The sequence below is a fragment of the Streptomyces sp. NPDC090741 genome (assembly GCF_044769045.1).
In the GTDB taxonomy this organism is placed as follows: domain Bacteria; phylum Actinomycetota; class Actinomycetes; order Streptomycetales; family Streptomycetaceae; genus Streptomyces.
In genome coordinates, this window is record NZ_JBIVXF010000023.1 from 38,453 (window position 1) to 50,618 (window position 12,166).

The window sequence follows — 12,166 nt, forward strand, 5'->3', positions numbered from 1 at the left end:
CAAGGATGGGCGGCATGACGAAGACCGGGGCGGACTACGCGTGGTGCGAGAACGACTTTCCAGACATCGCAGAGGCGTACTGCTTCACCCTGGTGCGGGGCCTATCGCCTGCTGAGCTGATCTCCCGGCTCGAAGGACGGCCGGAGCCGCCCTTGCAGGGCATAGCCGCAGTCGTCGAGGCCGCCTTCGCCCAGTACGACTGGGAGGATGGCGACCGCCAGCTGGTCGCCATGACGACTGTCGGTGCCTGGACGCTTCTGATCGAGCCCAACGGCTACTTCGGGGTCACCGACGATCGAGCCCTTCCAGCCTCCGCTGGGGCAAGCTGGGTCTCCCACTTCGTCAACATCAACGGCGTCGGCACATTCCTCTGGGCCGACGACCAGGTTCTGCGGCTGTGCTTCGACCCCATGTTCCCGGAGGACCGCTGGGGCACCGCGCCCGACGTACTCGTCGACGTCATGGAGCGGATCGGCTTCCATCTCAAGGAGGAGGCTCCGGAAACGGATCTCTCCTCACCGGCAGCGTTCGCTCTGGCAGAGCACCTGACCGGCGTTGCCATCACTCCGGCGATGCTCCAGGACACGACGTTCAGCTGCGCCACCGTACAGATCCGGTGAGGTCTTTCGTCCGCACCCCCACGCCCGGGGCCCGTGAAGGCGGCATGGATGATCGCGCGGTGACGAACATCAGTGACAACCATGTGAAGGTCCACTTCCGGTCCTTGGATGTCCCGCCGGAGGCGGCTCTCCCCCAGATCCGCAAGCTCTTGGAACACGGCGAAACCCGGCGACTGGCCCGGAAGGACCCCGCGTGTCGTAACCAGGCGGAGCCAAGGACTTCTCCCCTGGTGTGGCCCGAGAGATCGACGTGAGGGACGGGCTGAGTGACGGCCTGAGTGACGGCCGCTAGGACGTCGTGTCGGTGGCCGAGCGGGGCCGGGCTGTAGCCGTCGGGGATCTGCTGCACAGAGGTGATCTCGGGCTGCGCTGTTCTCCCGGAGGCTGCGGCGGGAGCATGTTCTGCAGGCGGCGGATGTTCGCGCGCCAGGGGCCGCCATCCGGTTCCGCCCACAGATCGATCAGCTCGGACGGCTCGGTCATGACGTGATCGAGGGCCTGAAGGCCGAGATCGCGCAGGCCAGTGAGATCAGGCAGGAGCTCCTCCGGACCATAAATCGGATCGGCAGGCTCACCCCCAGAGGCATTGCGCGGCGACGAGGGCGGCCGCAGCTACGGCCTCCTCGGATTCGGGTGCTTCGAGGTATCCCGCGATGTCGATCACACGCACGAGAGTGCTGCGAACGATGCCCTCGCGTTCGCCTGCGGCTGCCTCATCAAGGTCGCCGCAAAAGGCGGCTGCGGTGTCGTTGTCGAAGGGGCCGGGCGTCCCAGGTGCCCATAGGTCTCTCCTCGAGCACCAGGATCCGATGCTGCCTCCGTCAGCCTTTTCGTGCACGAGGACCTCGGGGGCGTGCTGTGCTCCTGAAGTGAGAACCAGGGCTGCGCCTTCTGGGGCGTGCGCCTGTGCGATCTGGGAAAGACCGACCCTCCTGTCGTCGTCCAGTCGCGTGAGGGATGGCGGCCGTTCATGGACAGGGTTTCGCTCGCGTGTGTGGAGCTGGTCCTCTCCGAGAGCCTGTTCAGCGACGGACCTCTCTACAACGCCTGAGAGTTGCCGACCGAGGTCGTGAGCGAGATTCCGCGGATCTTCCAGCGGGTCTCCCTCCCGGATTACCCGATGTGGACGGGTGATGACGAGTACCCGGTCCGCTGGTGTTCCGCTCCTGGGCTTCTTCTGCGGCAGGACGGGCTGGCGGCCGAGTGCTGACTGCACGTCCGAGGGAAACACTGGCGCACCTGTCGGCGGCCTGCGTCGCAGTTCCGGGGCGGTGGGCCCAGTGGCAGGGAACAGAGCCGACAATGCTGGACGAGCTGCCCTTCTCGGCCTTCATTCGGACTCGGCCCGGTACGCGCGATGCCTCGCTGCTCATGCAGATACCCCGCACCCAGCTACGGGTGCTCTCTGTGGCCCCGGGTCTGACCGACGAAGAACGCGGGCACCAGGGATTCACCGCCTACGCGGGCCTGCTACGCCCCGCGGTACGAGCTTGCGGTTCTGGCCCCTCAATGGGTGCTGACGCCGGCGAAGGACATCGACCGCTGCGCCCGCGACCTTCGGGACCTCATTATCGACGGCACGAACATCCCAACCCAAAGCCGGGAGTACATGCAGAAGCACCCCGACGCTCTAGCCCTCGTACACACCGCGATGCAGGCCGACCTGGGCGCAGACGCGGACGGGTGACATGCCTGCCAGCCGGCGGCGCGAAAGCCGAACTGCGGTGCCTGAAATCAGAGCTGACGGCCCCACCCCCGCCAGTCACACCTCGACGAGACAGGCAGGTGCCCGATCCAGGTTCGGTGAGACTCACCAACCTTCGCTGAGACCAGACACTCGCAGGCGATACGCGAAGCCGTGTTGAGGACTGGAGCAGGGGGGTGCTAACGCCGTTAGCACCCCGGCGAAACGTGACGAGCCCGACCGGCAAGCCGGTCGGGCTCGATCAAGTTGGTGCCGGCTATCCGTCACCGTGTGCGGCCAAGAGCCGCTCGAGAAGTACTTCCCGCTGTGTCTCGTCCATCTTGTCGAAGATGAGGTCGGCAACCCCGTTGCCGTCGTGCCACGGCACGCGGGGAAGGGAGCGGATGTCGACGAGGTGGGGCGTGGGCTGCGAGGGCGATTCGGTGGACTGCTCCTGCTCCTCCCGGTTGTCGACGTCGCTGACATCGGCCCCATCAGATTCGACGCTGATAGACGTGGCCGAGCCGACGACAGGTGCAGGCAGGGGCTCGGGCGGCGGGGTGCTAACGGCGTTAGCACCCTGGGTGGTCCGCTTGCGTCGCTTGGTCTCGGCGCGCTTGGCAAGGGCCTCGTCGACAGCGCTCTGCTGTTGCTGCGCGGGGAGCTGTCCGACGTTACGGGCGATCTCCACCGGCAGGCTCCGGTCTTCGACCGCTTCCTGGAGTTCTGGGGTGAGCTTCAGCAGGGCGATGCGCTGGGTTACCCAGGGACTGGACTTGCCCAGCGCCCGGGCCACGGCTCGCTGAGACCCGTGAACATGGACGAGCCGCTCAAGGGCCTTCGCCTCGTCGAGCGGGTCGAGGTTCTCGTGCTGGACAGCAGCGGTCAGGGCTGTTTCCAGGAGTGTGTCGGCGTCCTGGGCGAGGGAGTCGTCGACATGGACGGGGACATCGTCCAAGCCGGCGAGGTTCGCGGCAGCGAGGCGGCGGTTGCCATCGACAACGACGTACGCCGCCGTGCCCAGCTGGTCGTCATGGCCGGGGTGCGCAGCGAGGAAGGCCTGTCGGGTGACGACCGCGAGGGGTTGAATGACGCCCCGGGAGGTGAGGCTGTCGGCGAGGTCCTCGACAGACTTGAGTTCCTCACGCGGGTTGTAGGGGTTGTGCGCCAGCTGGTCCAGCGCAGCGCGCAGGGTCCCGCTGTGGCCGGCGGCAGCGTGCTCTGCGGGGGTTCCGTCCTGTCCGGAGAAGCGTGCGAAGGATGCGGCGCGGCTGCTCATCGGCTGGGCTACGGCGTTGAAGGTGGGAGAGTCCCCCAGCATGTCGGCCTTGCTCACGCCGTCCTCACTCCTCGGGCGATCTGCCTCATCTGGTGGGACTGCTCGCAGTCGGGCGCGTAGTCCAGCAGCGCGCGCTGCTTGCGGACGGCCTCACGCTGTTCCTTGACGTCGGGCACCACGGCCAGGACCGGGGGAGTACCCAGCGACTTCCACTTGTCGAGTGACGAGGTCGCGATGTAGCCGCGCCGACTGTCGAATTTGTTCACGACGAGGCCGAGCTGCTCGATGGCGATGTCGTAGTCCCGCGAGAGGGAATCGATCTGCTGGATGAGCATCCCGTACGCCTGCGCTGAGGTGTCCTCTGCTTCCACGGGAATGACGAGGCCGGAGGAGCCGGGCTTCTCGTCGGCCCGCTGGCGGCCGTAGTTGAGGGCTGCGTCCATGGCGAGGCCGAGGCTGGGGGGCGAGTCCACCACGATGACGTCGAAGTGTTCCTCAAGCGGGGCGAGGGCGCGCTCGAGGGTTGCTTCACGCGGGCCGCGGAAGGTGGTGAGCCCTGAGTCGAGGAGGAAGGCGTCGAACGCGGCGGGCAGAATGCGCAGTCGGCCTCCGAACCGGTCACCGCTTATGGCGACCGTCAGGTCGAGTAGCGGCTGCTGGGCTTTCTGACGGTCGAGCATGTGCGTGATGAGGCTTTCCTCGCCAGCGGGAATGGCGGTGAGGCCGAGCTGGTGGGTGAGGTGGCCCTGGGGGTCGTAGTCGACGAGGAGGACTCGCAGCCCGCTGACCGCCGCATCGGCTGCCGCGCCGATGGCAGCCGGGTCCTCCGCGAAGGCTTGGGCGAGGCCGGCGGATACGGCGGTCTTGCCCACGCCGCCCTTCTGGTTGCAGACAACGATTCTTCGGGTGCTGCGCTGAACGTCGGCGGGGTTGTCGGCCAGCCAGAGGACCACGGACTGCGCCAGCCCCTGGATGTAGGAGACACCGCGCTCTCGGCAGTCGGTCTTGAAGTCCTCGTAGAGGCCTTCAGGAAGGTAGGTGCCGAACGAATCAGCGCCGGCGGTGTTGACTGCGGGCAGCTCGTCGGTGCAGTCACGCCATGCCTGGATGCCATGGGCGACGGCGTCCTGCATGTCGGTCTGGAGCTGCGCTGCACGGACCTTGAGGGCCTGCTGGAGGTGGGCGGGCAGCTTGGAGACGAGCTTCTCCCGCTCCGCTCCCGGGTTCGGAGATGACATGCACGGCAGCATACTGCCGCCGTGCGTGATTCCGGTGATCCATAAGGTTCGTTTTGCCGATTTTCGGCGGCAGTTCCTGCGTGAGTGCTAACGCCGTTAGCACTCAGAGGGGTGCTAACGGCGTTAGCACCCCCCACGCGCCGTCGGCTGGCAGACGTGCCCCCGACAGCACCTGTGCCGAGGCCGGCTCGCGTCGCCGTGTGTACGAGGGCTGGAGTGTCGGGGTGCTTCTGCATGCGCTCCCGGCCTTGGGCTGGGATGTTCGCGCCGTCGATGATGAGGTCTCGAAGGTCACGAGCGCACCGGTCGATGTCCTTCGCCGGCATCAGCACCGGTTGAGGGGCCAGCACCGCAAGCTCGTGCCGTGGGGCGCAGCAGGCCCCGTACGCGGTCAATGCCTGGTGCCCGCGTTCTTCGCCGGTCAGATCCGAGGCCGCAGAGAGCACCCGTAGCTGGGTGCGGGTATCTGTATGAGCAGCGAGGTGTCGCGCGTACGCGTCCTCTCATCTTGCGGCGCTCCCTGCGGTCTTCCCTGCGCGCTCGACGCTGTTCAACAAGGAGAGCCGAGCGTCTCGGAGGCGGCTGAGACGGCATGGGCCAGCGTCCACCGACTTCTGTCCGCGGACAAGGGGCTGGCTCCTTCCGGAGCGGGCGGGTCAGACGGTGGCTACGGTGAGCCGTTCGTCAGCAGCAGATAGAAGACCGGCCCTCGGTGGAAGAGCGTGGCGGTATCGCTCACGGAGCCGTCGAAGTACACGGGGTACAGCGGAGGCTCGTCTGTGTAGTACCCCGACGAGCGCAGGAAGTCAGGCTCCACAGAGGCGTACGCCCACCCGCGCTCGGTGGCACCGGCGCCGTTTCCTGCCGGGCCCAGCACCTCGTGGAGGAAATCCCCGATGACCCGGGCGGACTCGTCCACGGGAAGATGGCGGTTGTACGGGGATGGCGCCTTGGCCAGCATCCAGTGCAGCCGACCGGTGAACTCTTCTTTTCGAAGAGGTGCGACTGCGGCTCGGCATCCTTCGCGCAGCAGCCTGACCGGGGCACCCTCGCCTGTCGGGTTCCCGCTCTCGTCCGGATCGTCGAGGAAGTCGCTCAGGATGTACCACCCACGTTGGCGGTCGGCCTCGATCATCATCCGCTCGAACAGGTCGCTTCGCAGGTAAGCGTCCAGCAGCCCCTGCCGGTTGTCGACGGTCAGCGATTGGCCGGCCTCAGCCTTCAGCAGCAAGGTGTTGCTGTTCATAACCGAGTCGACAGTCGACAGAAACCGGTCGACCGCGTCCTGGTACACCTCGGCGAGCAACGACTGCACAATCCCCCCATGCCTCAGGCCCCCCGGGAACGGGGTCGCCATGCGGCCATCCTGGCGGATGACCTTCCGCAGTGCGAAGTACCCCCCCGAGCTCCCGCCAGACCGAGGCCGAACGGCGAGCTGGGGGACCGGCTGATCTCAGGCACAGCATCTGCGACCTGGCCCCGATACAGTCCGCGGACAAGAGTCGGGGGTCTCCGCGGGGGAGTGCGTGCTCAGACTCGGTCCGCGAGATAGGGGTACGGGGTGATCCAGAGGGCGTCGTACGTGGCGAGGACTGCCCGGAGTTCGCGGGCGCTCCGCAGTGTCATGGCCAGGAGCACGCGGTCGAGGAGCGCACGGCCTTCCAGGGGGTTGCCGCAGCAGTACCAGTGCACGCGGCCCCACTCGCATTCGTCCCACAATCGGCGCCTGGGGCCGCGCACGTACTGCTTCCACCGGTCCAGGGCCAGGATGACGTCTCCTGGCTGCAGGTAGTTCCGGGTGTACTCGAGGCGGGCGATCTCCGCCACCGCGCGCCCGGAAAGAGCGTCGATACCCGGCCTTCCAGCGTGCGACCGGCGCTGCCGAGGGAAGTCGGCCCGGAGGTGTCCTGGCCGTCTACGCGGCATGGACCTTTCTGATGGTCGTCATGCGGCACATGCTGTCATGACGTGCAACGTCGACGCCCCGGCTTTTGTCCGCGGGCAAGAGCCGGGGCGGTGGGATGGCGGTGGCCCAGCCCGCGAACATTGACAGCCGCGGTGTCACAGTCTGCGCAGGCCGGTCCGTGGGTCGTAGTGGACTTGGCCGGCCAGGCCGAAGACGCATGCTCCCGTGGCATCGAAGAGCAGGACGGTCGAGCGGTCGAGCGGTTTGTATGTCCGGCGGGGCCAGGCCTTCGGGACCGGCAGCCTGCCATTCCCCTCGAACCATTTCCCCGGCATGGACACCGTGTGCAGCAGGAGCTTCCGCTTCACCCGCCGCTCAACCACAGGGGGCACCCCCTTCTTAAGCTGTCGATCACTGTAGAACTCGGCCCGCAGCGTGCCTTCAGCGTCGTAGGTCAGTTCCTCGCCGTGCTGATAGAGGCACACGGCGTTCACCGGGGGGACGCTGAGCCGGGGGAGGGCGCGGAGCCCGTCCAGGCCGCCCTTTTCGCCGGCGCCGCTCAGCTCGCCCGAGACGAGCCATCGGACCGTTGCGGGGTGGCCCTCGACGTAGGGGCGTACTCCGTTGTCGTCAGCCGCAAGGCGTTCCCCGGCAAGCATCATCAGCCAGGCATTCCAGGTCCGGTCCAGGAGCGTCGCCCAAGCGCCTTCGCCTGTCTGGCGAGACTCGTACACACTCGAGATGAGCCCGGCGACATCCCGGGGCAGGCACAGGCTGATGCCCTTCTCCGGATCGCATCGACTCTGGAGGGTGCGGAAAGTTGCGGCCAGGATGTACGGCGAGTAGGTCAAACCGTCGAGGTTGCCTGCGCGGCGTCGCGGACGCCGACGAGGCGGTTCGACCAGGGGGAGCCCGCGCTCTTGCGGATCGGCCTGGAAGAGGACGTCCAGCTGCGGAAGCCGGCACCAGGCTCGGCGTTGTCCCGTGTTCTCGGCATTGCGGTGGAGGCTGGCCATCCGTTGGAGGAGGAGGTCGACCGGAGCCAGGTCGCACGCCATGTAGTCGAAGTCCACGGACTGCGCCGTTCCCTGCGTGGCGATCACCAGGAGTCTGTCAGGCCGGGAAGAAGCGCCGTTCCCGAGGAGGGAACGGATCCGGTCCTCGGTGGATCTCTGCTGATGCATCTGGAACTGTTCGTGCAGCAGCAGGATTTCCGACTCTTCCCAGCCGTGGGCCGCTGCGTTCGCGACTGCTGCCCGGTACAGGGATACGGCTTTGTCGACCCGGTTGCGCACCACGCCCACGCAGCCGCCGTTGCGCGCCTTGCCCAGGAGCTCCGAGGCGAGGGCGGCCGGATCCTCCTCGTTCCGGAGGCGGACGGTCACGACGCTCTGCGGGTCTTCGGCGGGCAGGGGACCGCCCCGTCTGACGAGTCCGGCTGCGTCGATGACCGTGACCGGGCCTTCGTCAGCTGCGTCGGAGGCCTGTACCTGCAGGCCGTCGCACCAGGACGCGGTGAGCGCCGTTCGTACCGCCGCAGGCAGGGCGTTGGACAGCACGACGACGGACGCGCCCGCATCGGCGAGCCACTGGACGGCAGTGCCCAACAGGTCTTGCTGGTACAGCTCGTAGGCGTGCGCCTCGTCGATGATCACGGTCTTGCACGAGAGCCCGAAGAGCCTCAGCATCCAGTGCTTGGACGGCTGAGCGGCCAGCATGACTTCATCGATGGTGCCCACCCCGAAGGCGGCCATGAGTCCCACACACCGGTTCAGGTACCAGGGGTCCATGACAGCCCTGCCGCGCCCGCGGTGCTCGCCCGCCGCCGGAGGCTGTCCGGGATCGTGCTCGTCTTCGTCGGACTCCAGGGTATTGAGGATGCCTGCTGCCAGTGCGTCGAGGGGCGAGCGATTCTCCTGGGCCGGCCGCTCCGCCTCGATCAGGTCGTAGACGATCTGGTGCTCGATGGCGTCGGCGTGGACCACTGCAAGGGTGGCGTCCCCGTCCGCCACCGCCGCCCGCATGAATTGCTTCACCTCTTCGGCGATCCGGCCTGTGTCCGCCTTCGTGGGCATGGCGATGTAGAGCCCCTGATAGCCGTTGCGGGACGCCAGGTAGTGGGCGCACCACAGGGCGAGACGGGTCTTGCCCGAGGCCGAAGGGGCCTCGACTACGACCAGCGCCTGTCCTGTGGCAGGCATCAGGTCCATCACGGCGGACTGGACGGGACGCGGTTCGGTTCCGGGCCAAAGCTGCTGCCACGTCACCTCGGTCGGCTTCCATCTGTCGAGGGACAGTGAGGTCAAGGCCTCCCTGGCGCGGTCCTGGGCCGCCTGCCACCATTCCTCGTCCGAGTCGGCCGGGTCCGCGTACGGGTACCTGCCGTCGTTCGAGGCGATCCAGTCGCTCATGATGACCAGCCCCGTGAGGTGGATCAGCGCCGCGGGCCTGACCGGGGCCACCACTGCCGCGAGGCGCCGCAGGTCGACTCCCAGCATGGCGGCCGTCACCTCGACGAGGTCTGCTCGTACGTCGTCCCAGTTCTCGCCTCCGCTGGCGATGGTCGCCGTACCGACGGTCTCCGCGCCGGGGACATGACCGTGGTGTCCGCCCAGCGCGTACGCGACGGTGTGCAGGCCCTGGTGCTCCGGTGCCCTGCAGCGCTGGCCGTTGGCGACGGGGCAGTCGCAGCCGAGCAGGCGGGGGAGCGTGGCCGCCGTGATGTGCTGGTGGTGTGCCCAGTACAGCCCCTCCCACGTGGCTGGTAGCGGAACGCCGTGGGAGCGTGCCTCTTCTTCCCACAAGGTTCGAGCCTTGCGCAGGTAGGACCGGTTGTCCCCACGGTCGAACTGGTCGAGGAACGCGGGGGCCGCCTTGCCGAGGTCGTGGAGCGCGGCCAGGAACGGAACGACTGCGCGAGCCGTGGCGGCGTCACCGCCGCCGAACGCCTCCGTCAGCACGGCGCGGACGTTGTCCGGCAGGTAGCGGTCCCAGAGCTCCTGAGCCGTGGCACCCGTGTCGAGCAGGTGGGCCAGTAACGGGTTCCAGCCCCGCTGCCCGTCGCGGTACCTCCACCGGTCCTGCGTCTTGCCCCACACCCACCGGTACGTTCTGCCAACCGACTTCGCCATTCGCGTCCCCCTCGTTCATCCGCGGTGTTAGCTTCGCTTCGATCACGGCAGCACGTCATGAAATCGGGGGAATAAGCACGTTGGCCGAACCATCCGCCTTACCGTCGGCAGAGGCCGTGCCCTGGTGGGACCCCCGCGTCCACCCCTGCATACCCGTGGTGACGACTGGGGGCAAGACGGAGTCGCGGACTCTGCTTCAGGTGTTCCGGACCGCCGACGAGGACATCAAGACGCTGGCAGGCAGCACCCCCGGGGAGACGGTCGCCCTGTTCGAGTTCCTGATGGCCATCTGCTACGCGTCGAAGTCGAACCCACCGGTTCCCGAAGGGTGGCTGGAGTCGGTCGAGAGCCGGCAGCCCTTCGACCTGGCTGTGAAGTGGCTTGAGGACGAACCCGACGACAGCTGGAACCTCTTCCATGCCACGATGCCACTCGGACAGAACTCCCTGCTCGCTCCGTACATGGGCGAGCACGGCGTCGGGCCCGCCCAGCTCGTCATCGAGCATGTCGGTGACTACAACCAGCTCTTCGACCACCACCACCTCGCACACCCGCAACCCCTCACAGCCGAGCGGGCCTTCCGTGCCATGCTCACCCAGCACGCCTACGGCCTCAGCGGCCGCGCCCGCATATCCGGCAAAGCCACCCTGGGCGACACCATCACCAACCTGGCCACAGGGCGCCTCGGGGCCCGCATCCGGGTGATCGCGCTCGGTGAGACCCTCGGCGACACCCTCCGGCTCAACCTCGCCCCCGCCGTACGCCGGGGGACGTTCAACCACACGTGGACGGTGTCGAGCCTCCCGCGGAGGGGTTTCGAGGTGAAGCCCGACGGTCGGCCCGTGGACGGTCCCGCGGACCTGCACAGCGTGCTGGGCCGCTCGATCCTCCTGAGCCCCTGCACACTGGACAATGGTGAGACGGGCGTGGACCGCGTCCTCATAGGAGCCGGCGAACTGCTCGCTCCGCTTCCCGACTCCCTCGTCCAGGACGCCGTGTACACGGGCACCGGCACCACTGCCAAGCCGCTGGCACCGTCACCGGCGCGGGCCCTGTGGCGCGAGGCCCACGCCTTGTACGCGGCCGTCGCCGACCGCAACAAGCGCCTCGACCTGTACCACCGCCTGGCCACACTCACCGAACGACCCGTCTCCTTGTGGGCGGTGGGGCTGATCGCCAACAAGACGGCTCCCCTGAGCTGGCTCTCGGACAGCTTCCCCTACCGCCCCGGCCGCGAAGAGGAACTTCGGCACGCGGCCCACAGCGGGTCACAACTCGCGGAGTACGTGGCGGCATCCCTGGTGAAGGCCGCAGAGGCAGCCTGGAAGATCGCCTACCCGAACCCCAAGCCCGCCGACAAGAAGCTGCAGACCGCTCGCTTCGACGCCCGCCCGGAGCACTGGGCGGCGACCGAACAGCCCTTCCACATCCTGCTGGACAAGGTCGTGGCCGGAGCCTCCGTGGCGGAGAGCCTCCAGGTCTACGGAGCGACCCTCGCCGAGTCCGCCACCGTTTTCCTCGAACGCCGCCTCGACTCCCTGCCCGCCAACGCGCGCGGCTTCCAGGCGCGAGCCGACGCTCTGCGGACGCTGGCATCCGAGTTCGGGAAGCCGAAGGCACCCGACCAGCTCAAGCCGAAGGAGAAGCGGCCGTGAGCAACACGACCGACGCCAACGCCGACGACGGGCCTGAGAGCGAGCAAGAAACGGGGGCTGAACAGGACCCGGAGACGACCCAGGCCGCTCTCCCACCCGAACACCCGCCGTCCGAGCAGCTCGCTCGATGGCTCAACAGCCTCGTCCGTAACAGGGACAACGGCACACTCGCCGAATTGCGCCGGCCCCGGGTGAAGGAAGACGCTCATATCCGGGCCGGCTGGTACGCCCCGGTCGAGGAACAGCGTGAGATCTACGAGCGGGTCGCGTTCCTCTTCGCCGTCTACCACCAGGGAGCGGATCGAGCGCACAAGGGCTACGACACCTTGGGCGGCGCGATGCGCAGGATCGGCAGCCGCATCGGGCGCGGCCCCAAGGATGCCGGCGCCACCCGCCTGAACGCCCGCGTCGTGTCGAGCCGGAGCATCCCGTGGCGCCACCTCCAGCACGCAGTCGCCCGGCTGCGCTCGTGCGAGCAGCCCCCGCCGTCTTGGTCTCAGCTCGTCGAGGACCTGGTCCGCTGGACCGATCGGGAGGCCAAGATCCGCTACCGCTGGGCTGTCGACTTCCACAAGCCGTGGCGGGCCACCAGGTCACCCTTGCGCAAGACGGCCGCGCGTACGACCTCCGTGCCCACCGACCAGAACACCTAG

General features: G+C 67.8%; 8 protein-coding genes and 1 pseudogene. 3 read left to right on the forward strand and 6 right to left on the reverse strand.

Annotated features, from left to right (window positions below):
• The first annotated feature begins 14 nt into the window (after nucleotides 1-14).
• Nucleotides 15-620 carry a DUF6461 domain-containing protein gene (locus tag ACIQU4_RS39020; protein ID WP_403741596.1) on the forward strand — a complete coding sequence of 202 codons (606 nt, stop codon included), beginning with the start codon at nucleotides 15-17 and terminating at the stop codon, nucleotides 618-620.
• Nucleotides 621-989: 369 nt separating this feature from the next.
• Here ACIQU4_RS39020 and ACIQU4_RS39025 read toward each other — a convergent pair.
• From ACIQU4_RS39025 to ACIQU4_RS39050, 6 genes and pseudogenes are all read right to left on the reverse strand, one after another.
• Nucleotides 990-1,402 (reverse strand): annotated as a pseudogene (locus ACIQU4_RS39025) (DUF4259 domain-containing protein); the annotation flags it as partial.
• A 1,179-nt stretch (nucleotides 1,403-2,581) separates the two neighbouring features.
• Nucleotides 2,582-3,640: a ParB/RepB/Spo0J family partition protein gene (locus ACIQU4_RS39030; RefSeq protein ID WP_403741597.1), complete on the reverse strand. Its 1,059-nt coding sequence runs from the start codon at nucleotides 3,638-3,640 to the stop codon at nucleotides 2,582-2,584.
• Nucleotides 3,637-4,821: a ParA family protein gene (locus tag ACIQU4_RS39035; RefSeq protein WP_403741599.1), complete on the reverse strand. Its 1,185-nt coding sequence runs from the start codon at nucleotides 4,819-4,821 to the stop codon at nucleotides 3,637-3,639. The genes ACIQU4_RS39030 and ACIQU4_RS39035 overlap by 4 nt, the downstream gene beginning before the upstream one ends.
• A gap of 667 nt (nucleotides 4,822-5,488) precedes the next feature.
• Nucleotides 5,489-6,178: a hypothetical protein gene (locus ACIQU4_RS39040; protein ID WP_403741600.1), complete on the reverse strand. Its 690-nt coding sequence runs from the start codon at nucleotides 6,176-6,178 to the stop codon at nucleotides 5,489-5,491.
• A 173-nt stretch (nucleotides 6,179-6,351) separates the two neighbouring features.
• Nucleotides 6,352-6,648 (reverse strand): hypothetical protein, encoded by a 297-nt coding sequence (locus ACIQU4_RS39045; RefSeq protein ID WP_403741603.1) that lies wholly within the window; start codon nucleotides 6,646-6,648, stop codon nucleotides 6,352-6,354.
• Nucleotides 6,649-6,882: 234 nt separating this feature from the next.
• Nucleotides 6,883-9,858 (reverse strand): CRISPR-associated endonuclease Cas3'', encoded by a 2,976-nt coding sequence (locus ACIQU4_RS39050; RefSeq protein ID WP_403741605.1) that lies wholly within the window; start codon nucleotides 9,856-9,858, stop codon nucleotides 6,883-6,885.
• Between the two features lie 116 nt (nucleotides 9,859-9,974).
• On the opposite strand from ACIQU4_RS39050, the gene ACIQU4_RS39055 reads away from it, so the two are divergent.
• Nucleotides 9,975-11,513: a type I-E CRISPR-associated protein Cse1/CasA gene (locus ACIQU4_RS39055; RefSeq protein ID WP_403741735.1), complete on the forward strand. Its 1,539-nt coding sequence runs from the start codon at nucleotides 9,975-9,977 to the stop codon at nucleotides 11,511-11,513.
• Nucleotides 11,510-12,166 carry a type I-E CRISPR-associated protein Cse2/CasB gene (casB, locus tag ACIQU4_RS39060; protein WP_403741607.1) on the forward strand — a complete coding sequence of 219 codons (657 nt, stop codon included), beginning with the start codon at nucleotides 11,510-11,512 and terminating at the stop codon, nucleotides 12,164-12,166. The genes ACIQU4_RS39055 and casB overlap by 4 nt, the downstream gene beginning before the upstream one ends.